This window comes from Providencia burhodogranariea DSM 19968 (genome assembly GCF_000314855.2).
GTDB classification, from domain to species: Bacteria; Pseudomonadota; Gammaproteobacteria; order Enterobacterales; family Enterobacteriaceae; genus Providencia; species Providencia burhodogranariea.
The window spans coordinates 96407-119906 of sequence record NZ_KB233223.1; the positions used below are offsets into that span (position 1 = coordinate 96407).

The window sequence follows — 23500 nt, forward strand, 5'->3', positions numbered from 1 at the left end:
TAAGGTGGCGTGATGCCACCTTGAATTTCATCAACACAAAAGAAATTTATGAGCGAAATTATTTACGGCATTCATGCAGTGAAAGCCCTGCTTGAGCGTGACATGTCACGATTGAAAGAAGTGTATATTTTGAAAGGACGTGAAGATCGTCGACTGATGCCGATTATTCATGAGATTGAAGCGCTTGGTATTGCGGTTCAAATGGCAAACCGTCAGTGGATGGATGCACAAGTTGAAGGTGGTGTACACCAAGGTATTATTGCAAAAGTGTTGCCGGGTAAACAGTATCAAGAAAATGATTTACCTGATTTTCTTGAAAAAACGGAATCACCGTTTTTATTGATTCTCGATGGTGTCACTGATCCACATAACTTAGGTGCTTGCCTACGAAGTGCCGATGCTGCGGGTGTTCATGCGGTGATTGTACCAAAAGATAAATCAGCACAACTTAGTGCAATAGCTAAAAAAGTAGCCTGTGGTGCAGCTGAAACTGTGCCGCTGATCCGCGTGACTAACTTGGCCAGAACGTTACGTTTATTAAAAGAGCACGATGTATGGATTGTCGGTACAGCGGGTGAAGCCGATCATACTCTCTATCAAAGCAAGATGACGGGACCCATGGCACTAGTCATGGGTGCAGAAGGTGAAGGTATGCGTCGCTTAACGCGCGAACACTGTGATGAACTTATCAGCATCCCGATGGCGGGGACAGTTTCTTCACTGAACGTCTCTGTTGCGACAGGGGTTTGTCTGTTTGAAGCTGTTCGCCAACGAGCAGTAAAATAAGCCGCACAATAAATATTCATTTATATTTATCGCCATCCCTTGAGTTTTTTCTCAGGGATGGGTATAGTTACGCGTCAATTTTTTAGCCGCACTCAACAAGTTCCTTGCCTCCGCGGGCCGCGGTTAACCCAGACAGGAGGCTAATAATCCGTAAGGAGCAACTACTAATGCGTCATTACGAAATCGTTTTTATGGTCCATCCTGACCAAAGCGAACAGGTTCCGGGCATGATCGAGCGTTACAGTGCTACAATCACTAACGCACAAGGTCAGATTCACCGTCTGGAAGACTGGGGCCGTCGTCAACTGGCTTACCCAATCAACAAACTGCACAAAGCTCACTATGTTCTGTTGAACGTAGAAGCTCCACAGGAAGCGATTGATGAGCTGGAAACTAACTTCCGCTTCAACGATGCCGTTATCCGCAGCATGGTTATGCGCGTTAAACACGCGGTGACAGAAGCTTCTCCAATGGTTAAAGCTAAAGACGAACGTCGCGGCCGTGACCAATCTGATGATTATCAGGATGAAGAAGCTGAAGAAACTGGGGATTCTGAAGAGTAATTGAATAGGTGATCACTAATCGTTTGGTGTTGACAGGCACTGTCTGCAAAGCATTGATTCGAAAAGTGAGTCCGTCGGGTATTCCTCACTGCCAGTTTGTTCTTGAACATCGTTCACAACAACAGGAAGCAGGATTAACTCGGCAAGCATGGTGCCGAATGCCCATAATTGCTAGCGGACAAACCTTACAAGCTCTTACTCACAGTATAACGGTCGGCAGTCGAATTACAGTTACTGGTTTTGTTAGCACTCATCAAGGGCGTAATGGATTAAGTAAACTGGTTCTTCATGCCGAGCAGATTGATTTGATAGATTCTGGAGACTAGCCATATGGCACGTTATTTCCGTCGTCGCAAGTTCTGCCGTTTCACAGCGGAAGGCGTTCAAGAGATCGACTATAAAGATATCGCAACGCTGAAAAACTATATCACTGAAAGTGGTAAAATTGTACCAAGCCGTATCACCGGTACTCGTGCAAAATATCAGCGTCAGCTCGCTCGTGCTATCAAGCGCGCTCGCTACCTGTCTCTGTTACCATATACTGATCGTCATCAGTAATTGGTTCAGTCCATTAACGACTTTAAGAGGATAAGGTAATGCAAGTTATTCTGCTTGATAAAGTAGCTAACCTAGGTAGCCTGGGTGATCAGGTTAACGTTAAATCGGGCTACGCTCGTAACTTCTTAGTACCACAGGGTAAAGCTGTTCCTGCAACTAAGAAAAACATCGAATTCTTCGAAGCTCGCCGTGCTGAACTGGAAGCTAAATTAGCTGACGTTCTGACAGCAGCACAGGATCGTGCAGCAAAAGTTACTGCACTTGGTTCTGTTACTCTAGCTTCTAAAGCTGGTGACGAAGGTAAATTGTTTGGTTCTATCGGTACTCGTGATATCGCTGATGCTGTTACAGCAGCTGGCGTTCCAATCGCGAAAAGCGAAGTTCGCCTGTCAAATGGCGTTCTGCGTACTACTGGTACCCATGCAGTTAACTTCCAGTTACACAGTGATGTTTTTGCTGAGCTGAACGTTATCATCGTTGCTGAGTAATCAACAATGATGGTAGTACTGTCGAATTCGTTCGATAGTGCAAAAAAAACACCGGCATGTCCGGTGTTTTTTATTATCTAAATTTAGCTATCTTGCCGTAAACCATGACCCTATGAGGGCAGTGAAAAAGCTAAGGTGTTCGGTAGTAACTGCCATCACTTAAACGCGCAAAACTGAAGGTATTACCTTCTGGCGTTGTCAATTCCAACAATTGTACCTCTCCTTTAGCATTTGCCTTCAAACGAATTTTTTGGCCTTGATATAAGTTACTCAGTGGTTTTTCTGTCCCTTCAACACGCGCCATCACAAAGGCGTCATTGGCTTGTAAATTATTATCACGAAAGAGTTGAGCCAATGTTTTCCCTTTTTTTATCTGATAATTTTGCCATTCATTTGCTGATGCATGAGTGCTTGGTGGTGTCTGTTTTGGGGGGGAAGTCGTTGCGGGTGCTTCGGTTTCTACCGGGTTTTTTGATGGTTCAAGTTCAATAGCGGGTTCCTGAATAATTTCAGGTTCTGCTGGAATACCTGCCGGTGGTTTTTCGATAGTACCATTCGATATTGATTCTTCTATCGTGGCTGGGGGAACTATTTCAGGCATAGTTGGAGGTGGAACCACAATAGGTTGTGCTGGGCGATTATCCGTCGATTTATCCCCAGTTGGCCAAAATAGTACGACGATAATGATAATCGCTAAAATCGCGATACCATAACGATGAAATGCCGATAGCTTAAACATAACTCCTCCATGATTGAGGAAAGCCTTAACAGTAGTGCAAATAGATATGTATTTATAGAAATATTAGCATTCTTTTTTAGCAATTTGATAACTTGTTGTTATTTTTCAGAGAACACTGAGCAGATCCGTGTACAAAGGCATGCTTTTATCATTTTGGGGTATCGTTTAGGTTTACCCATAGGTAATGGGCTGTTATTCTTGTTTTTTTATCAAAACCATACAGGTATTTTCATGGCAAACCAAAATTTTGATTCAGTAGAAGCTCAAGCAAGCTACGGTATTGGCCTACAAGTCGGTCAGCAATTATTAGAGTCTGGTCTAGATGGTCTGAAACCTGAAGCTATCCTTGCGGGTTTAACTGATGCATTAGAAGGCAATATGCCTTCAGTTCCAGTAGAAGCGTTACATAACGCATTACGTGAAATTCATGAACGTGCGGATGCAGTTCGTGCTTCCCGTCAAGAAGCATTGGCAGCAGAAGGCCAAGCATTCCTTGAAGAAAACCAAAAACGTGAAGGTGTTTCAACCACTGAATCTGGTTTGCAATTCTCTGTAATCAACCAAGGTGAAGGTGCTATCCCAGCACGTAGTGATCGTGTTCGCGTCCACTATACTGGTCGTCTGGTTGATGGAACTGTTTTCGATAGTTCAGTACAACGCGGTCAGCCAGCTGAATTCCCTGTAAGCGGTGTTATCCCTGGTTGGATTGAAGCGCTGACTCTGATGCCTGTTGGTTCTAAGTGGGAGCTGTATATCCCATCCGAGCTTGCTTATGGCGAACGTGGTGCTGGTGCATCGATCCCACCATTTAGCACACTAGTTTTTGAAGTTGAATTATTGGATATCCTGTAATTCAATAAACTTCGTGTTTTTTGAAAATAGCTGGCCTTATGGTCGGCTATTTTTTTACCTCAAAAAAGGTGCACTAGCTGCGTTCGACTGCTAACCTAGTTTTAACAGTCAGCGAGAAAGAGGTGAATTATGTTGAAACAAATTTGCGAACTGGCTATCGATGCAGGTTCTGCCATCATGGCTATCTACACTGCCCAAGAGCCATTACAGGTTGAGCATAAAAGTGATGACTCACCAGTAACCGCAGCGGATATTGCTGCTCATAATATCATTGCAGCAGGTTTAACACGTATTACGCCGAATATCCCACAATTATCTGAGGAAGCACCACCCTCTTGGGATGAGCGTAAAAGCTGGCAGCGTTATTGGCTAATCGATCCACTTGACGGCACCAAAGAGTTTATTCAGCGTAATGGCGATTTTACGGTAAATATCGCGTTAATTGAGAACGGTACCCCTGTAATGGGCGTTGTTTATGCACCAGCTAAAGGTTTGCTCTATTACGCAGAGGGTGGTCAAGCTTGGAAGAAAGAAGGTGGCAATATCCAGCAAATCCATGTGAATGACGTAACACCACCTGTGATCGTAATTAGCCGTTCCCATCAAGATCATGAATTATTGGATTACTTAGCACAGATGGGCACCCATGAAACGGTCGTTATTGGTTCATCATTGAAGTTTTGCTGGGTAGCGGAAGGAAAAGCGCAGCTTTATCCTCGTTTCGGACCGACCAACACATGGGATACTGCAGCGGGGCATGCGATTGCGATAGCTGCTGGTGCTAAGGTGCTTGATTGGAATGGTAAAACGCTTGATTACACTCCGAAAGAATCTTTCTTAAATCCAGGTTTTCGCGTCACACTATTTTAATTGAAAGTGAAAGGAATGAGAGTTCAGGCGGGTAGATATTTCGATTTCCCCATCTGAACTCGTCTTACTTCAAATGCATGGTTGTTGACTGGGCTAACCTAGTCGAGTCACATAGCTACCTATGCTCCCTCGACTATTTTCCTTTGTCGCCTGTATGCAAATTGAATTAGTTATCCAGTTTTAATACTTTAGCCGTTGCTGCTCGAATATCGCTACATGCTTTTGCATCTTGCTTTAAATCGATTCCATAAGTTGGAATGATCTCTTTTAAGCGAGTTTCCCAGCCATCAGACTTTAATTGATCATCAAAGCAGGTTTTCAAAATATTCAGTGAAATAAAGGCCGCAGTTGAAGCGCCAGGGGATGCGCCCATTAAAACAGTGAATGATTTATCTGCACTCGTAATGAGCTCTGTGCCAAACTCAAGTACACCTTTCTTATCATGATCAGGCTTAATGATTTGTACACGTTGACCTGCTACTACTTCTTTCCAATCTTCTCGTTGCGCTTCAGGATAGAACTGCTGGAGCATAGCAAATTGGTGAGTCGATGTTTGTAGGACTTGACCGACTAAATATTCAGCCAGTGGCCAGTTATCTTTTGCCACAGCTAGCATAGGCTCGATGTTATTCAATTTAACAGATTCAAATAAATCTAAATAAGAGCCATGTTTGAGGAATTTGCTCGAAAAGCCAGCGTATGGGCCAAACAGAAGTGAGCGTTTACCACCAATAATGCGCGTATCTAAATGAGGTACTGACATTGGTGGTGAGCCTTTATCGGCTTTACCATAGACTTTAGCGTGATGACGATTGGCAATGTCTTCATTATCACAGCGCAACCAGATACCACTAACAGGGAAGCCACCATAGCCTTTTCCTTCAGGGATCCCTGATTTTTGCAGTAGTTCAATAGCTCGCCCACCAGCACCTACAAAAACAAACTTAGCGGAAGTGATGGTTTTTTCGTGAGTAAGTAAGTTTTTAACCTCAATATTCCAGCGACCATCAGCGGTTTGTTTGATGTCGATAACTTCTTGTTTGTAATGGACAGCAAAGCCTTGTTGCCTTTCAAGTTGTGCCATTAACAAATGAGTGAGTGCACCGTAATCTACGTCAGCACCTGTGATAACACGGGTTACTGCAATAGCTTCTGCCGGGTCACGGCCTTCCATGATCAGAGGCGCCCATTCATTAATTTGTTTAGGATCATCACTGTATTCCATATTTTTATAGCAGTGATGAGCTGACATTTGGCGGTAACGCTGTTGTAAGAATTTTACGTTATCTTCACCCCAAACAAAGCTCATGTGTGGGCAGGGGTGAATAAAATCACGTGGTTCGCTGATTTTACCTTTTGTGACGAGATAAGACCAAAGCTGGCGCGATAAATCGAATTCAGTATTCACTTCAAGTGCTTTGTTAATATCAACCGTACCATCAGGGTTTGGTGGGGTATAGTTCATTTCGCAGTTTGCTGCATGACCTGTTCCCGCATTATTCCAAGGGTGAGAGCTTTCTTGTGCGCAATCATTGAGTTTTTCAAATATCGCGATGTTGAGAGAAGGTTCTAATTCTTTTAAAAAGGTACCAAGCGTGGTACTCATAATGCCAGCACCGATTAGCGCGATATCGACTTGTTCTGAAATAGGCTTACTCATGTAAAACTCCTATGACTTAGTAGGTTTGAAACATAGTTCCGCACCTTCTTGATAGACAACATAAGCGCGGCGCCAAGGTTCATCGCCAATTAAACGCCATTTATGTCCAGTACCTGTGTTGTCTTGAGCAAGCAGGATATCACCTGGCTTAATAATAAAGGTTGAGCCATCTTTGGTTTCAAACTCTAACGTACCGGAAAGTGTAATAACATAACGCGGAACAGGATCTTTGTGCCAATCCCAAGAACCACCCGAGGTAGTTTCACGAAAAGAGAGTTCACTGACTGCAATGGCAGGAGTTTCGCTATCGCCTCTAGCTCCACCGCTTAGTTCAATAGTGCCTTCTTCAAAAAGAGAATTACCATCTTCACCAGTCCACATACGAACACAACGTATCATATTATTTAACCTCTCAATTAAGTTTATACTAGCTATAGTTCAAACAGCCCCTAGTTATTGAGGTAAGCAATATTTGCAAACTGAACCACAGTGTTATCTATTTTCATTGCGTTTCCTTTTGTAGCAAAGGTATTGCTTACTACTTACCAGTATGTCGAATTATTTAGATCATACATACGGATTAGGTGGAATCACTTAGTTGATGCTTCGATGTATCTTTAATCGTTTTGTATATATGAAGTTATATTTTGAAAGAGAAACCTTATTTAATTATTGTAGCGTATTTTGAATTAAAATAAATACTGTAGGAATTTGCAGGTTGTTTTTTGATTATATTAAAATAACTTAAATAAAAATACGTGAGGCTTAATTTGATTAATTGATAATTATTCTTTTCATTACTTGATTATAAAGTTTATTTCAGATTTATAACTATTAACGATTCATCATTAAAAGACACAACTAATGTTAAACATAGTAAAAAACAATTAACATTATATATTTATCCCTCTGATTTTTAGTCTAAAAATGAGTGGTAAATCTATATTTATTACGTATATATTTACCATTTTTTAAGGCATAGTTGGTTGAGTATGTGGATAAAAAGTGTAACCTGAACGTTTTAATAATTTATGCTTTCGGGCTATCTTCGTATATTACTTGCAGAAATGTTGAATAATTTTTAGAACATTTTTAAGATGATTAAAAACTAAGCCGATTTTAAAATATCATTCAGTGCAAGGTGTTGTATTAACATTATCGTTTTACCATCAACAATTTCACCTTTTTTTATTGCCTCTAAGGCTTTTGGGAAAGGCCATTCTAGTACTTCAATATCTTCCCCTTCATCAGCAAGACCGCCACCTGCATTTACGCGCTCATGATCATGATATTCAGCAATGTAAAAATAAATTTTTTCAGTAACAGCACCCGGACTCATATAAGCTTCAAATACTTTGTCGACTTTCTTGATTTTAAAACCTGTTTCTTCTTCAGTTTCGGCAATAATACGTTCTTCAGGCGTGGCGTTATCAAGCAAACCAGCAGCAGCTTCAATCAAAAAATTATTATAGCCATCTATATACATGGGAAGGCGAAATTGGCGGATCAGGATAATGCTATTTTTGACTATATTGTAGAGCAAAATAGTAGCACCATGACCCTTATCATAGCATTCACGAGTTTGTTCCTGCCAACTTCCATCACGACGTTGAAGTTCATAAGTATATTTTTTTAGGGTATACCAATTATCAGATAGCAACGTTTCACGAACATTACGGATTTGAGGATGTTTAGCAGACATGATGTTACCTTCATAATAGAGATAACTTATAATCTAGCATTAATGAAATCATCATGAAATACCTTCAATTACTACTGAGGAAGGTACATGATATTGAGGATATGCAATAAATTTATATTCAAAATAACAATAAGTAACAAAGCAGCCATTATCAATGGCTGCCGTTGCACTATCGATTACGGAATTCAAATCTTATTTAATGATTTGAATTTGCTTAACCTCAACTTCACGAGAATTCCAATCTTTATCAATTTTACCGCGAATTTCGACTTTGTCTTTCGGTGTTACATTTACACCATTCCAGCGTTTGTGGCTAATTTCTAGATTAATCGTGCCTGTACCATCAGTAAATTCATAATGTTTTTCATCAAGTTGTTTAACGATGTTCCCGCGAAGAATAACCCAGCTATCATCTGATAATTCAATTGCCTGGGCAACATTAGTTTCACCACTATTAGGACCAATGAATCCACCAGCTTGTGTATTTTGGGTCGTGGTATTTTGTGTCGCTCCAGGGCCATCAAAGCCACCATTTGCAGCAAGTACAGGCGCAGAAGCTAATGCAGCAATCAGAGCAATCAAAGGTAATTTTTTCATCGTGGTATTCTCCATTAGTGACCAACTTTTGTTTACGGAAGCTATTAAAACAAGAAATTCTTAACAGGATCTTAAGAACTCACATTAAAAAAATATATTTTAAATTTGATTGATTGCAGCTGGTCATCAGCACACTAATCAGATAAATATAATAATGTTCTAGTAAGGGGGAGTGGTCATGCGTATTTTGCTAATAGAAGATGACAGACTAATTGGTGATGGCTTAAAAGTGGGTTTGAGCCAACTTGGTTTTACGATTGATTGGTTTACTGATGGCAAGCAAGGGCAAATCGCATTATTTGATGCGCCTTATGATGCCGTAATATTGGATCTCTCTTTACCTGGCTTAGATGGTATGGATATTTTAAAGTATTGGCGCACAGAAGGACGTGACGAACCAGTACTGATTTTAACGGCGAGGGATGCCCTTGACCAACGAGTGCAAGGATTACAGCAAGGTGCAGATGATTATCTTTGTAAACCATTTGCATTAGCAGAAGTTGCTGCTCGTTTACAAGCATTGATACGTAGACGTAGTGGGCAGCTATCGCCAATATTAAAACATGCAGATGTTGAAATGGATCCAATTGCGATGAGCGTGACATGTCACGGCGAACTAATACAGCTAAAAAGCAAAGAGCTCTCACTTCTTTCGCTATTTTTGCATAATCCTAATAAAGTATTATCTCGGGCGTTAATAGAAGAAAAATTGTACAACTGGGGTGAGGAAGTTTCAAGCAACGCAGTTGAGGTTCACATTCATCATTTGCGGCGTAAGTTAGGCTCAAATTTTATTCGTACTATCCATGGGGTTGGTTATCGGTTAGGTGAAGATTCATGAAAACGTTCAGCTTACGCTTAAAACTAACGTTGATGTTGCTGTTATTAGCCTTGGTAACGTGGGGCGCAGCAAGTTTACTCGCATGGTACCAAACCTACAAAACGATTAATGAGCTATTTGATACGCAGCAAATGGTATTTGCAAAACGTTTGTCAGTTCTACCTTCGGATATTGATTTTAATAATTCTTCACTTCCCAAAACGAAACAAATGTTGCGAAAAAATCGAGGTAATCAAGATGATGAAGCACTTGCTTTTGCCATTTTTACTCCTCAGGGCGAAATGGTGCTCAATGATGGTGATAATGGACGAAAAATACCATTTGAATTTAGTCGAGAAGGTTTTAGTGAAGGTAGAATCAAAGGCAGTGATGATGAATGGCGTTTTGTTTGGTTAAAATCAGCAGAGGGCCAATATATCATTGTGGTGGGGCAAGAATGGGAATATCGCCAAGAAATGGCGATGCACATTATGGTAGCCCAATTTTTACCTTGGTTAATTGCTTTACCGATCATGCTTTTCTTATTTTTATGGCTATTAACGCGAGCATTACGTACTTTGCGTCAGGTTGCAATCCAGCTATATCAACGACAACCCGATGAATTCAGTGCAGTACAGGTTGAACTATTACCAACCGAAGTAAAACCTATGTTAGATGCACTAAATAGCTTATTTGATCGAACTCAAGTCATGTTTGCTCGGGAACGGCAATTCACTTCAGATGCGGCACATGAATTACGTAGTCCATTAGCGGCCCTTAAAGTGCAAGCGGAAGTGGTACAAATAGCGGGATATGATCCAGCAATTCGTGAACATGCAATCGCTAACTTATTGGAGGGTATTGATAGAGCTGCTCGTCTTGTTGATCAGCTATTAACACTTTCTCGATTGGAATCGTTATCTCAGCTCGATGATATTGAGCAACTATCATGGCTATCTCTCATTGATGCATCGGTAAAAGATATTGCATCAGAAGCAGCAGCTGTAGAAACGATTATTGAAATTACGGTTATTGATGAACCATCTTCGGTTACAGGACAGCGATTACTTTTAGCTATTTTGTTGAGAAATTTGCTACACAATGCTATTCGCTACGGTAAAGCGGGAGGTAAAGTCGAAGTTGAATTGAACCGCGATTACCTTGCAATTACGGATGATGGGCAGGGAGTCTCTGCTGATGTACTTAATAGGCTAGGTGAGCGTTTTTATCGTCCGCCAGGGCAGGAGAAAACAGGCAGTGGTTTAGGGCTATCTATTGCTAAAAGAATTGCGCAGTTACATCATTTGAGATTGATATTTGCGAACGTTGAGCAGGGTGGGTTTTGTGTAAAAATCTATTGGTGATAATTATTTAGGTGGCGTGTTAATTTCAACGGTGGTGTTATATTGATTAGTTATTAGCTAATTCAAAATAATTATTCATTTTATTTTTTTAGAAAAAGAAGGCCTTTTCAGAATAACTCACTATTTATAAGGTAATTTTTTTGCCTGTTAACTCAAATCGCTAAGTGCAAGACGGCGATATTCACGTGCACTTAGAAGTTATATCTTATATCTACCTGCTACCACCATTACTGAGCGAGTTCTGATTTGATAAGTTCAATCGCTTTAGTTATCTCTGGTGGTGTTAGAACCCCATCTTTGAAGTAAATAACTTTCCCTTGATTATTCAATATGATAATTGCAGAGCTTTCAGGTGCAAGATCCCAAGCTTTTTTCACAATACCATCACTATCAACAATGAATTGCGAATAAGGAAACTCTTTTTTACTGTCTTCGACGCTATTGCTGACAAAAATACCAGTACCAAAAATAGCATCATCGACATTAATAATAGAGGTGGTTTGATAGGTATTGTGTGGAAAATTTGCTTTTTTGATAGCTTCAATAAACGATGCATTCAGTTCTTTCGCTGAAGAGCGGCCTGCAATGTGTTGAATTGCACGTACTTTTCAGGGTAATTGCTGGCTCTGCCAATTTTGATATGAAAATTTTCCTTCTTTATTTAATAACATTTCTCCTTTGCTTGAAACAGAAACGGTAGGAACAGGTTGATTGAGTTGAATAGGATTTGCAAGGGCTGTAGATGATAGAGTCAACAGGCAAGCTATTAAAAAATGTTTTTTAATCATTGTGTTACCTTTTTGTTGTGTTTTCGTGTTTGGGAATAACGATGAATTATTACGTAGATGCACTTGTATTACATAGTTATAGCATAGCTCATCCGATGAGTTGTGATGCGAAAATTAACATATTTGTAAAAAACAGCATAAATACACGGTTTTTGAGGTAATTGACGGATGGTTTGTATTGTCATTTTCTGTCAGAGAATTGAATAAAACTGCAATAATAGAACCAAAGTGAATATTACTGGTCTATTATTAGTGTTCGGTATGAGTGATTGAGTATTGTAAGACAAAAGGAAAGGAAAAGTTCTAATGAAAATATTTAACCGTTATAACCCATCCAAAATTGCACTCTACGTTAAAACTCTATTTAGTGGCCGTCTTTATATCAAAGACTTCGGTGCCTTTGAATTCAACTATGGCAAAATATTGCCGCCAAAAGTGAGTGATAAACGACACTACAATGTGATGAGTGAAGTGAATAAACAAGTCCTTGTTCTACAGGCAGAGTTAGGGTAGTTATTTATTTCAATAGAAGAGGTTTGATTAATATATACGATTGATTTTTTAAGTTGCGGCTAGATGTTGCCAATATAGCAACCCAAATCACATTCGGTTGCATGCTCATTGGGTTACATTGATCAATTGCGAGTTGGTAACTTAAATTATTAAGGTATAAAAACGCAGTCACGCAGAGGTGGCGCGTTAAAAGAAACGGCTTCGCGATTAAAAATTACTCTTTTTTATCTTCTACGGGTTGAGCTGCGTTAGCCGTTTCCATGTTCTTTTTACCCGGTTGAACGATCACTGGCGGTGGCGGCGTAATGATGCGAGTCACAAGTAGCTGGTCTATTTTATAATTATCGATATCCACTACTTCAAATTTATAGCCCGCATATTTTACGTAATCAGTACGTTTCGGCATTTTTCTCAGGCGATACATCATGAAGCCAGCGATGGTTTCATAGTTACTAAAATCAGGAAAATCGTCGATGTTTAAGATACGTTGCACATCTTCAATTGGCGTTCCGCCTTCAACTAGCCATGAATTCTCATCTCGGGTTACAATTTGCTCTTCTTGACCGGGACCAATGAGATCCCCCATCAACGTTATCATCACATCATTGATAGTGATAAGACCCATGACTAAACCATATTCATTAAGGATAATAGCAAAATCAACACCACTGGCTTTAAAGGCTTCTAGTGTGTCAGAAAGCGAAAGTGTATCTGGGATCATCAAAGCCGTTTCAATTTTCACTCCATCTTGCAAGTTCAGACTTTGACCACTCAATACCCGATTTAACAATACTTTTGAATCAACATAGCCAATGACATGGTCAATATCACCATTACAGACTAAAAATTTTGAATGTGGCTCCGTTGAGATCTTGTGCTTAATACTTTCTTCGGATTCATGTTTATCGAAGTAAATAATACTTTCACGTGGCGTCATCGCCGAAGGGACTGTACGAGATTCAAGTTCGAATACATTCTCGATTAACTCGTGTTCTTGCTTACGTAACACACCAGCAACTGCACCTGCTTCAACAACAGCAAAAATATCATCAGAGGTGATATCTTCGTTACGCGCTGTTGGTAGTTTGAATATTTTGAAAATGAGATTAGCAAGACCATTAAAAAACCAGACTAATGGACTTAGAACGGCTAAACAAAAGCGCATTGGGTTAACAATACGAACGGCAATAGCTTCGGGTTGCACCATACCGATACGCTTAGGTGTTAAGTCTGCGAGTAAAATAAATAAGCTGGTTACGATAGTAAACGAGAGAATTGAAGCGAGTTGTTGTGCCCAAGTTGGTGATAGAAATTGAATGAAAACTTCTTGTAATGCAGGTGAAAAGGCGGACTCTCCAACAATACCAGCTAAGATTGCGACGGCATTGAGGCCAATTTGAACGACAGTAAAAAACATACCCGGCATTTCTTGTAATTTAAGAACGCGTGCAGCATTAATATTACCTTCATCGGCCATTAATTTAAGTTTAATACGGCGAGAAGCTGCCAGTGATATTTCTGACAATGAAAAAAATGCGCTTATTGCACATAACAAGAGAACGAAAAGTAAACTATTAAGCATAAATTATCCAGATAACACCCTCAGAGATGCTGAGATCTTATTTAGGATCTCTGAAGGTAACTGTTTCTACGACACAGATAAAAATAGCGCGGGGGTGCGCGAAAATTCGATTAGTGGCGTTATTATAGCATTAGGTTAAATTATCTGCCTAGTTTATGTTCTGTGGTGGTAAACAAACGCCAATCCCACCTAATCCACAATAGCCTTCAGGATTTTTATGCAGATATTGCTGATGATAGTCTTCAGCAAAGTAAAATACGTCTAATGGTTTGATTTCTGTGGTGATCGGGCGTAAATCGTTCTGAGCATCCATTGCTTGCTGATAAGCTGATAACGTTTTTTCTGCCTGTTGTTGCTGACTATCTGATAAAGTATAGATAGCAGAGCGGTACTGTGTACCAATATCACCACCTTGGCGCATACCTTGTGAAGGGTCGTGATTTTCCCAAAATAGTGTCAATAAATCAGCATAGCTGATCACTTGTGGATCAAATACCACACGGACGATTTCACTATGCCCAGTTAATCCAGAGCAGACTTCTTCATAGGTTGGGTTTGCTGTAATTCCACCACTGTAACCGGATGATGTTGAGTAAACGCCCGGTTGTTGCCAAAATAGTCGCTCAACGCCCCAAAAACAGCCCATACCAAAATAAGCAACATCGGCATTCTTCGGGATATTATCAATCGAATGCTGGTTAACTGCATGATAAGGTGAGTGAGGCATCTCACTGTCTCTACCGGGTAGTGCTTGCGAAGTGCTCACTAAGTGTAATTTATTAGAAGACATAATAGATTCCTATGTATGATGGTGTGCAGTTTCGGTAAAAAATTGGATAATAACTTGTATCTATAGATTATTTTACTCAAAATAAATTGATATGAAGTGCTTAGTCAAACTATCAATGATCTTAGGAGTGGGTGTGTCAAAATTCCCTATCATCTGTTTTCTCTGCTTAACGGCGGCTATGCCCGTGGCATACGGTGCAAATCTTCGCCTTAATATTGAAGGGCTTGAAGGACAACTCAATCAGAACGTCCGCGTTCAACTTTCCAACATTTCTCAAGATGAAGTGGTGGCTAATGGTCGCTTTCGTGCGCGAGTTACTAAAGCCATCGAGGAAGGTTTGAAGCCGCTCGGCTATTATCAACCTAAGATTGAATTTAGTTATCAAGAAAATATACCACCTGCACGTTCTATATTGACAGCGAAAGTGATACCGGGTGATAAAATCTTAATACAAGGGGTGAATGTTGTATTAGAAGGGGGAGCCAAAAATGATCCTGACTATGCAAAAATGATTAAAAATAATACCCCGAAGATCGGTAGCATCCAGAATGATAGCGAGTATGAAAGTTTTAAGGGAAAATTTAGTAGCCTTGCTATTCGAAAAGGCTATTTTGATGCCGTGATGGAAAAAAGTCAGCTGGGGATTTCGTTAGATCACCATGCAGCCTACTGGGATTTCGATTTCAATAGCGGTGAACGCTTTCGTTTTGGCTCGATTTCCTACCAAGGATCCCAAATCCGCTCGGATTACCTCAATAATCTTGCTCCCTTTAAAGACGGAGAATATTACACGTCAGAGCAACTTGCTGAATTTAACCGTCGATTAGTTGAAACGGGTTGGTTTACCTCTGCCATTGTGACACCAAATATTGAAAAAGCACGAGAAGAACATACTGATTTATTGCCAATGGAAGGGGTGATGATCCCTCGCGCACAAAACTTTATTGAACTTGGTGGTGGTTATGCAACCGATGTTGGTCCTCGTGTTAAAACAACATGGAATAAGCCATGGGTAAATTCACGAGGGCAAAGTTTCACCTCCAGTATTAGCCTTTCTCAACCAGAACAAATTATTGACGCTAGTTACAAAATCCCTCTCAAAGCTAACCCACTTGAACAATATTATGCTGTTCAAGGCGGATATAAACGTACTGATTTAAATGATACTGAATCCGATACCACAACATTGAATGTGTCACGTAATTGGGATTACTCGAGTGGTTGGCAGTATGGTGTCAATATGCGTTGGATGCTCAGCCACTTTACACAGGCAGATGTGACCAATACAACGATGTTACTGTATCCAGGAGCAAATGTTAGCCGAATTCGCCAGCGTGGTGGTGTGATGCCTACATGGGGCGATAGTCAACGCTACTCTGTTGATTATTCAAATAAAATTTGGGGTTCGGATATTGATTTTCTGGTTCTACAAACTAAGCACGTTTGGATCAGAACACCGTGGGAAGGCCACCGCTTTATTTTACGTGGTAACCTCGGTTGGATAGACACGAATCGGTTTGATAAAGTGCCGCCAGACTTACGTTTTTTCGCTGGGGGAGATGGTAGTGTACGTGGTTATGGCTATCAAAAAATTTCACCAGAAGACAGTAGAGGAAAGCTAACGGGGGCATCAAAACTCGCCGTTGGTTCTATTGAATATAATTATAACTTCACTGGTAACTGGTGGGGAGCTACGTTTATTGATAGCGGCGAAGCTGTTAATGATATCAAAAACAGTGATTTTAAAACGGGAGCTGGTGTTGGTATTCGCTGGGTTTCACCTGTAGGGCCAATCAAATTTGATCTCGCCACCCCTATAGGGGACGCTAGCAACAATAAGATTCAATTTTATATCGGTTTGGGGACTGAGTTATGAGATGGATGAAGTGGTTTAAATGGATAAGTCTCGCCGTTTTATTAATTTTGGTCTTAATATTTGCTGCATTAGGTTGGGTACTTGGCACACAATCAGGTCTACATTTTGCACTTAATAGTGCGACCCGTTTTGTGCCTGGATTAGAGATCCGATCGATTGATGGTGGCATGGATAATCTAACTTTATCCGGTGTGAAATATCAAATGCCGGGTGTTGATGTAGATGCTCAAAAACTTCACCTTGCTTTGCGTTTGAAATGTCTGACGGACCGTGAATTGTGTATCGATGACCTCTCAACCGAGAACGTTGTAGTGATCATTGATACTTCTAAGTTGCCACCTTCAGAAGAAACACCGCCTTCTGAACCATTAACTGAACTTAATGCACCATTAAAAATTAGCTTAAATCAGTTGCTGCTGACATCAACCAAGGTGAATGTTGATGGTACAGCTATTGATTTAGCCAAATTTAAGACGGGTGTTCATTGGCAGAAAAAAGCATTAACTATTTCTCCAACCGATATTACCGACTTAGCCATTAATCTTCCCGCGACAACAGAAAAGCAGCCAGAAGAACCCGCCGCCGAAGTTACTGTCGGTGAAGAAAAATCGATTGGCGAAACATTAAAAGAGTTGTTTGCTAAACCGTTGCTGGCAGAATTGCCTGAAATCATTTTACCTGTGGATTTAAATATTGAAGGGATAAATGGTTCAAACATACAGCTAACAGGCAGCACAGAAGCGGTTATCAATAGTTTGAATCTGAGCCTATCGAATGATGGACAGCAAATTCTACTTAAGCAGTTTAAAGTTGATGCGCCGCAAGGGAATATTGCTTTATCGGGTACTGCAACATTAAAAGATAAGTGGCCAGTATCCCTATCAGTTACTGGTGAAAGCCACCTTGAAGATCTTGATGGCCAAAAGATTGATTTGTCACTTAAAGGTGGCTTACTTGACGAGTTGAAATTAGCACTTAACTTGAGTGGCCCTATTAATGCGACACTCGATGCACAAACTGACCTTGGCCAAGCAGATTTACCAATACAACTAACACTTGAGAGTCAAAAACTGACTTGGCCACTAGTCGGTGAGGCTCAGTATCAACTTGACGGTACTCGTTTACGCCTAAATGGGCGTCCCTCCGCTTATGATTTGTCACTTCGTTCAGCGATTACAGGTCAAGAAGTACCACCATCAACCTTGATGCTAGATGCAAAAGGTAATGAAGAACAAATCAATATCACTCGCTTGCGTTTAGCGGCGTTGCAAGGAAATGCAGATATTACCGGTGTGGCTGATTGGAGCAAAGCCATTAGCTGGAATGCGGTATTGACATTGTCAGGGATTAACACAGTGAAACAATGGCCGGAATGGCCAGCCAAAGTCGAAGGTAAAATTGCCACGAGAGGCAGTTTGTATGGCGGTAGTTGGCAGATACAGATCCCAGAAATCACCCTCGACGGTAATGTCAAAAATAATATTTTGAAAGCACGCGGCCAAGCATCAGGAAATGCTGCGGGTCAGTGGGATATTCCAGAGCTAAAACTTTCACTGGGTAAAAACAACCTTGATGTTAAAGGTAATCTTGCTGATAAATGGAATTTAGATGCCAAAATAAATGCACCTGGTCTTAATGGTGTTCTACCCGGTTTAGGTGGTGTGATCATTGGTGATATCAAACTACGTGGTGATTTAGAAGCACCAGAAGTAACGGCTGATTTAACAGCACGTGGTGTGAAATGGCAGCAAGACTTGTCTATCGACAATGTTGTTATCAAAGGTAATATCGCTTCTGGTGAGCAAATTAAAGGTGACTTATCTGTTGTGATAAGCCAACTAAAACAAGCCGATTTAGTAATAAGCAACCTAACATTAGATGCAAAGGGCAGCGAAAAACAACATACCTTAAAATTGAATGTAAAAGGTGAACCAGTTTCAGGTCATTTAACATTAGCTGGTGGTTTTGATAGAGAAACAGAAGCGTGGAAAGGAAGTCTGAGTAATACCTTGTTTGAAACACCTGTTGGTGAATGGCAACTCAGCAAGGCAATATCACTTGATTATGCTAATCAAACGCAAGAAGTCACTATCGGAACACATTGCTGGGTAAACACGAATGCGCGTCTTTGTGTCCCTAAATCGATTAAAGCGGGTAAAAGTGGTAGTGCGGATATTGTGTTAGAACGTTTTGACCTCGCTATGTTGAAGCCATTCTTAACCGACGAAACACGTGTTAACGGTATCTTTAGTGGTAGTGCTAACGTGGTCTGGAAAGATGATGGTAGCTTGCCTCAAGCTAAGCTTGATCTAAAAGGTAACGGCGTTAAAGCAGTTCAACTTGTTGATGGAACGCGATTGCCTCTGGAATTTGAAACATTAACCCTCAATGCTGCATTAAAAAATGGTAAAGCTAATCTGAATTGGTTATTTAAAATTGCCAATAATGGTCAGCTGAAAGGAAATATTGAAATTGCTGACCTTGAGAAGAGACGTCAGCTTTCTGGTAATGTTGAAATTGATGCCATCACATTAGCATTAATTAAACCGTTATTAGGCGATAAAGAGGTCGCTAATGGAAATTTAAATGCTAACTTGAAATTAGGTGGAACGGCAAACAACCCATTATTAAATGGTAATTTAGGGATCTCTGGGCTAGAGATTAAATCTTCATTGATCCCATTTGACATTAAAAGTGGTCAATTAGGGATTGTCTTTAATGGCACAAGCTCAGTCATGAGTGGGCAAATTAATACTCCTGAAGGCTATCTGAATATTAATGGTGATGCGGATTGGCGTAACATTGATGCTTGGCGCGCAAAAGTGATGGCTGTGGGTAACAACCTACGAGTTTCATTGCCACCAATGATTAAAATTGATGTTCAACCTGATATTGTATTTGAAGCCTCTCCTACTCTGTTAACATTAAATGGCAGTGTCACGATCCCTTGGGCTAGAATTACTGTTCATGAGCTTCCTGAATCGGCTGTTGGTAGTTCTTCTGATGTTGTAATGTTAGATAGTGATCTTAAGCCTATTGATAAAAAGAGTACACCAATTCCAATTCAAACAAATCTTGATATTAAAATTGGTGATGATGTGACATTAGACGCATTTGGTCTGAAAGCACGTTTGACGGGTATGCTAAAAGTGTTACAAAGTAAACATGGCTTGAGTCTGAATGGGCAAATTGATATTCCGTCAGGGCGCTTCCGTGCTTATGGGCAAGACCTAATTGTTCGCAAAGGGCAAATTCAGTTCTCTGGTCCTGCAGATCAGCCATTCTTAAACTTAGAGGCAATTCGTAATCCTGATAACACAGCAAATAATGTAATTGCTGGTGTTAAAGTAACGGGACTTGCAGATAGGCCGAAAGTCGAGATATTCTCAGAGCCAGCCAAAACACAGCAAGAAGCATTATCCTACCTATTACGTGGTGAAGGATTAGAGAGCGGAGATGCTAATGGCTCACAAATGACATCAATGCTAATTGGACTCGGGGTTGCTCAAAGTGGGCAGTTGGTCGGTAAGATAGGCGAAACATTTGGAGTCTCTGATTTGGCACTCGATACGCAAGGGGTCGGTGATAAATCCCAAGTCGTGGTGAGTGGAAAAATTACCAATGATCTACAAGTTAAGTATGGCGTTGGTATCTTTGATTCATTGGCAACGTTGACATTACGTTATCGATTAATGCCTAAATTATATTTGGAAGCAGTGTCTGGTGTGAACCAGGCTCTAGATCTCCTTTACCAATTTGAGTTTTAAAATATGCGTGTAATTGTTTATGGCAGTTTAAGGCGCAAGCAAGGGAATCATCATTGGATGACTTATGCTCAATTATTAGGTGAGTATAAATTAGAAGGTTATGATATTTACGACCTCGGGTATTATCCCGCGGTCGTCAAAGGAGACGGAGTGGTTGAGTGTGAAGTTTATCGCATCAACCCGTCCATTTTGACTGAACTGGACGAGCTAAAGAAAAACTCACAGGATTATGTTCGGGAATTAATCCCTACGCCATATGGTAACGCCTGGATTTATCTTTATCGGCATTCCGTTGAAGGTTTGCGTCAGATCACAAGTGGTGACTGGCTGAAGCGCCACGAAGAATAGATACCCGCCATACTTCACGCCGCAGCGTTGTGTTTTCGCCTAGCTGTAACGCGAATTATTTAGGGTATCCACTTTGCTATAGTTATAGCTCAGACTATCACTGATGTTTAGCAAACAGTATCAATAAAAAAGGGTTCTGGTATTGCTACCAGAACCCTTAATTTTAATTATCCCATTATGGATAAATTATTTTTTTGCAGCGCGTTCGAAAGAAGAGACGATTTCAGCTTTAGCCGCTTCAACACCTTCCCAACCATCAACTTTAACCCACTTACCTTTTTCTAAATCTTTGTAATGTTCAAAGAAATGGGTAATTTGTGCACGCAGTAATTCTGGCAGATCGTTCACATCTTTAATGTGGTCGTACTCTTTGCTCAGTTTAGTGTGTGGTACAGCAACTAATTTTGCATCTTCACCTGATTCATCACTCATTTTCAGTACGCCAACTGGACGACAGCGGATAACTGAACCTGGCTGTAATGGGTAAGGTGTTGGTACTAATACATCAACTGGGTCACCATCTAAAGATAGTGTATTATTGATGTAACCATAGTTACATGGATAGAACATAGCAGTAGACATAAAACGGTCTACAAATAAAGCACCAGAGTCTTTATCGACTTCGTATTTGATAGGGTCTGCATTAGCAGGAATTTCAATAATAACGTAGATATCTTCAGGCAGATCTTTACCTGCCGGTACATTGTTCAGGCCCATGAAAAAGTATCCTTTATGTTAAAAACCAATATGCCCATGATATATCAAGCCGCATGGAAGCAACTCAAATTATTTTTGGTACATAACGTGGTGGGTATTATAGCCGTAAAGAGGGATAAAACTCACTAGTTGGCAGGGGATTCGTAAAAAAAAGCTGTCGATAGGTAACAAAAAAGGCGGGAATAGCCCGCCTTGACTCAGCGAATAAGGTTATTCAGTGTCTGGATATTCACGCATGAATGATTCTGCTTTTTCAACCATTGACTTCGTACCAACAAAAAATGGTGCGCGTTGGTGAAGTTCACTTGGAATGATATCTAAAATACGGTTAGTGCCATCACTCGCTTTACCACCTGCTTGCTCAGCAAGGAAGGCGATAGGATTACATTCGTACAGTAGACGCAATTTACCATTTGAGTGGCTTGCTGTACTTGGATAGATATAAATCCCACCTTTAAGCAAGTTACGATGGAAATCTGCGACCAGTGAGCCGATATAGCGTGTCGTATATGGGCGACCTGTAGCCTCATCTTGTTCTTGGCAATATTTAATGTATTTCTTAACACCCATTGGGAATTTGATGTAGTTACCTTCGTTAATCGAATACATTTTGCCTTCTGCTGGGTACATCACTTTTTCGTGAGACAGACAAAATACGCCAAGTGATGGGTCATAGGTAAATGCATGGACGCCACAACCCGTGGTATAAACCAACATGGTTGATGAACCATAAACTACATAACCTGCGGCAACTTGGCGATGACCTGGCTGTAAGAAATCAGCTTCAGTCACAGGTTGACCAATTGGTGTAATACGGCGGTAAATTGAGAAGATAGTCCCAACGGAAACGTTTACATCGATATTTGAAGAACCATCCAATGGATCCATTAAAACGACATATTTTGCATTTTCAGCACGGTCGCCTTCGAAAATGACGATATCATCTTCTTCTTCAGAGGCAATTCCTGCAACTTCCCCACGTGCTTTTAAAGCCGCTTTCAGTTTTTCATTTGCATACAGGTCAAGCTTCATCTGGACTTCACCTTGTACATTCGAAACACCGCTAGTGCCAAGGATGTCTACAAGTCCAGCTTTGTTAATATCACGATGGATAATTTTAGCGCCCAGTTTGATAGCTGATAATAATGCAGTCAGCTCTCCTGTTGCATGAGGAAAATCTTGTTGCTTATCGACGATGAATTCGCCTAATGTTTTCATGACGAAGGTCCTGAATATAATTGACAGAGGTTTACAGGGGGGGATTGTACCCTTGCGCGTGCAGTTTATCTATAGGCTTTATAGTTCGTAATGCAGCGTTTATACTGAGTTACAGCGTTATTGGTTACGTTCTGTTATTCAAGTCACACACTTATGTATGCCCCTTAAAATCACGCTATTTTCTATCTGATTTTAGATTAAATTATGCGGATTCTTACCTTAGCATTTAGCGCTAAAAGCTAGTGTTAGAAGGTTGTTGATAGCATTTTGTTACATAAATCACATTCTTATGTAAACGCCTAGGAGTATGCTAATTTTGCCAATAATTCAATATAAATTACTTTGGTTATTCCCTTCAAGCTTCGCTCTTTATGGCTGTATTATTAGCGATCTTTTGTTATCTAAACTTTAGAGGTTGTTGACCTTTACTAATGATTATTACTGCATTAAATGTTCAAGATAACAGTAACACCATTATGTTATGTATTAATGTGATTAAAAAATAATCACCACAAACTTAAACAGTAAAGTAAACGCGCCTTTCAGGTTCGATTCAAAGTGATTTATTCCAGTGTTGAACCATTTTTATCTAATCTACTAGACAGTAAATCATTCGTTTTATTCAAAAAACTTTTTAATTCGAATAAAAATCATTCATCGAAGGTCAACAACCCCTAGAATTAAGTTTATTTTTCGGCATAACTCAATTTGCTATTGAATAGTCTGAATTATTTTTAATAAACCTCAATGCTTTGTATCGCAGATTGTTATCCATATTTTGTTATTCACGTTCTATACTTGTGTAGACGACTCGGTATCATCGTATTTTACCGAATCGCAGCAGCACGAAATTATTGGTCATATTCTTCATGCATTACAGCATTGTTTATTATGTTCAATTC

General features: G+C 40.3%; 22 protein-coding genes and 1 pseudogene. 13 read left to right on the top strand and 10 right to left on the bottom strand.

From position 1 onward, the window contains the following. Positions 1 to 48: 48 nt before the first annotated feature. From rlmB to rplI, 5 genes are all read left to right on the top strand, one after another. The gene (gene rlmB, locus OOA_RS11125) at positions 49 to 786 is read left to right on the top strand and encodes a 23S rRNA (guanosine(2251)-2'-O)-methyltransferase RlmB (RefSeq protein ID WP_008912245.1); all 738 of its coding nucleotides are present in this window, start codon (positions 49 to 51) and stop codon (positions 784 to 786) included. A 167-nt stretch (positions 787 to 953) separates the two neighbouring features. Continuing rightward, the gene (gene rpsF / locus OOA_RS11130; RefSeq protein ID WP_008912246.1) at positions 954 to 1349 is read left to right on the top strand and encodes a 30S ribosomal protein S6; all 396 of its coding nucleotides are present in this window, start codon (positions 954 to 956) and stop codon (positions 1347 to 1349) included. An 8-nt stretch (positions 1350 to 1357) separates the two neighbouring features. Beyond that, positions 1358 to 1675, top strand: coding sequence for a primosomal replication protein N (gene priB / locus OOA_RS11135; protein ID WP_040691386.1), 318 nt, complete (start codon positions 1358 to 1360; stop codon positions 1673 to 1675). 4 nt (positions 1676 to 1679) lie between these two features. Further along, complete coding sequence (gene rpsR / locus OOA_RS11140; protein WP_000135199.1) at positions 1680 to 1907, top strand: 30S ribosomal protein S18; 228 nt, start codon at positions 1680 to 1682, stop codon at positions 1905 to 1907. Between the two features lie 38 nt (positions 1908 to 1945). Continuing rightward, positions 1946 to 2395 (top strand): 50S ribosomal protein L9, encoded by a 450-nt coding sequence (gene rplI, locus OOA_RS11145; protein WP_008912248.1) that lies wholly within the window; start codon positions 1946 to 1948, stop codon positions 2393 to 2395. Between the two features lie 130 nt (positions 2396 to 2525). On the opposite strand, the gene OOA_RS11150 is transcribed toward rplI, so the two are convergent. Further along, the gene (locus tag OOA_RS11150; RefSeq protein WP_008912249.1) at positions 2526 to 3134 is read right to left on the bottom strand and encodes a LysM-like peptidoglycan-binding domain-containing protein; all 609 of its coding nucleotides are present in this window, start codon (positions 3132 to 3134) and stop codon (positions 2526 to 2528) included. Between the two features lie 231 nt (positions 3135 to 3365). Here OOA_RS11150 and OOA_RS11155 point away from each other — a divergent pair, with 231 nt between their 5' ends. Further along, entirely contained in the window at positions 3366 to 3986 is a 621-nt protein-coding gene (locus OOA_RS11155) for a BamJ family beta-barrel-assembly machinery protein (protein WP_008912250.1), read from the top strand. A gap of 129 nt (positions 3987 to 4115) precedes the next feature. After that, complete coding sequence (gene cysQ, locus OOA_RS11160) at positions 4116 to 4856, top strand: 3'(2'),5'-bisphosphate nucleotidase CysQ (RefSeq protein ID WP_008912251.1); 741 nt, start codon at positions 4116 to 4118, stop codon at positions 4854 to 4856. 166 nt (positions 4857 to 5022) lie between these two features. Here the strand turns inward: cysQ and mqo are convergent, their stop codons facing one another. The 4 genes from mqo to OOA_RS11180 form a co-directional block, all read right to left on the bottom strand. Continuing rightward, entirely contained in the window at positions 5023 to 6516 is a 1494-nt protein-coding gene (gene mqo / locus OOA_RS11165) for a malate dehydrogenase (quinone) (RefSeq protein WP_008912252.1), read from the bottom strand. 9 nt (positions 6517 to 6525) lie between these two features. Then, positions 6526 to 6915 carry a cupin domain-containing protein gene (locus OOA_RS11170; RefSeq protein ID WP_008912253.1) on the bottom strand — a complete coding sequence of 130 codons (390 nt, stop codon included), beginning with the start codon at positions 6913 to 6915 and terminating at the stop codon, positions 6526 to 6528. A 709-nt stretch (positions 6916 to 7624) separates the two neighbouring features. Then, positions 7625 to 8218: an NUDIX hydrolase gene (locus OOA_RS11175; RefSeq protein WP_008912254.1), complete on the bottom strand. Its 594-nt coding sequence runs from the start codon at positions 8216 to 8218 to the stop codon at positions 7625 to 7627. A 192-nt stretch (positions 8219 to 8410) separates the two neighbouring features. Further along, positions 8411 to 8815, bottom strand: coding sequence for a YgiW/YdeI family stress tolerance OB fold protein (locus OOA_RS11180; protein ID WP_008912255.1), 405 nt, complete (start codon positions 8813 to 8815; stop codon positions 8411 to 8413). Positions 8816 to 8993: 178 nt separating this feature from the next. Here OOA_RS11180 and qseB point away from each other — a divergent pair, with 178 nt between their 5' ends. Further along, entirely contained in the window at positions 8994 to 9656 is a 663-nt protein-coding gene (gene qseB, locus OOA_RS11185; RefSeq protein ID WP_008912256.1) for a quorum sensing response regulator transcription factor QseB, read from the top strand. Beyond that, the gene (qseC, locus tag OOA_RS11190; protein ID WP_008912257.1) at positions 9653 to 10999 is read left to right on the top strand and encodes a quorum sensing histidine kinase QseC; all 1347 of its coding nucleotides are present in this window, start codon (positions 9653 to 9655) and stop codon (positions 10997 to 10999) included. Before qseB ends, qseC begins: the two co-directional genes overlap by 4 nt. Before the next feature lie 227 nt (positions 11000 to 11226). On the opposite strand, the pseudogene OOA_RS11195 reads toward qseC, so the two are convergent. After that, a pseudogene (locus OOA_RS11195) lies at positions 11227 to 11787 on the bottom strand (YtfJ family protein). A gap of 306 nt (positions 11788 to 12093) precedes the next feature. Between OOA_RS11195 and OOA_RS11200 the strand changes: the two are divergent. Next, positions 12094 to 12300, top strand: a complete 207-nt coding sequence (locus OOA_RS11200; RefSeq protein WP_008912260.1) for a DUF1107 domain-containing protein — start codon at positions 12094 to 12096, stop codon at positions 12298 to 12300. A 214-nt stretch (positions 12301 to 12514) separates the two neighbouring features. Here OOA_RS11200 and paeA read toward each other — a convergent pair whose 3' ends face one another. Together paeA and msrA are read right to left on the bottom strand one after the other, a co-directional pair. Then, entirely contained in the window at positions 12515 to 13882 is a 1368-nt protein-coding gene (gene paeA / locus OOA_RS11205; RefSeq protein ID WP_008912261.1) for a polyamine export protein PaeA, read from the bottom strand. A gap of 148 nt (positions 13883 to 14030) precedes the next feature. Next, a complete protein-coding gene (gene msrA / locus OOA_RS11210; RefSeq protein WP_008912262.1) occupies positions 14031 to 14672 on the bottom strand; it encodes a peptide-methionine (S)-S-oxide reductase MsrA in 642 nt (213 codons plus the stop codon). A gap of 133 nt (positions 14673 to 14805) precedes the next feature. Here msrA and tamA point away from each other — a divergent pair, with 133 nt between their 5' ends. The 3 genes from tamA to OOA_RS11225 are packed head-to-tail and all read left to right on the top strand — an operon-like array spanning position 14806 to position 20663. Continuing rightward, entirely contained in the window at positions 14806 to 16548 is a 1743-nt protein-coding gene (tamA, locus tag OOA_RS11215; protein WP_008912263.1) for an autotransporter assembly complex protein TamA, read from the top strand. After that, positions 16545 to 20315, top strand: a complete 3771-nt coding sequence (gene tamB / locus OOA_RS11220; protein ID WP_008912264.1) for an autotransporter assembly complex protein TamB — start codon at positions 16545 to 16547, stop codon at positions 20313 to 20315. Before tamA ends, tamB begins: the two co-directional genes overlap by 4 nt. A gap of 3 nt (positions 20316 to 20318) precedes the next feature. Next, the gene (locus OOA_RS11225) at positions 20319 to 20663 is read left to right on the top strand and encodes a gamma-glutamylcyclotransferase family protein (RefSeq protein WP_008912265.1); all 345 of its coding nucleotides are present in this window, start codon (positions 20319 to 20321) and stop codon (positions 20661 to 20663) included. A 186-nt stretch (positions 20664 to 20849) separates the two neighbouring features. Here the strand turns inward: OOA_RS11225 and ppa are convergent, their stop codons facing one another. Together ppa and fbp are read right to left on the bottom strand one after the other, a co-directional pair. Next, positions 20850 to 21380, bottom strand: coding sequence for an inorganic diphosphatase (ppa, locus tag OOA_RS11230; RefSeq protein WP_008912266.1), 531 nt, complete (start codon positions 21378 to 21380; stop codon positions 20850 to 20852). Positions 21381 to 21590: 210 nt separating this feature from the next. Next, complete coding sequence (fbp, locus tag OOA_RS11235) at positions 21591 to 22598, bottom strand: class 1 fructose-bisphosphatase (RefSeq protein WP_008912267.1); 1008 nt, start codon at positions 22596 to 22598, stop codon at positions 21591 to 21593. Between the last annotated feature and the right edge of the window lie 902 nt (positions 22599 to 23500).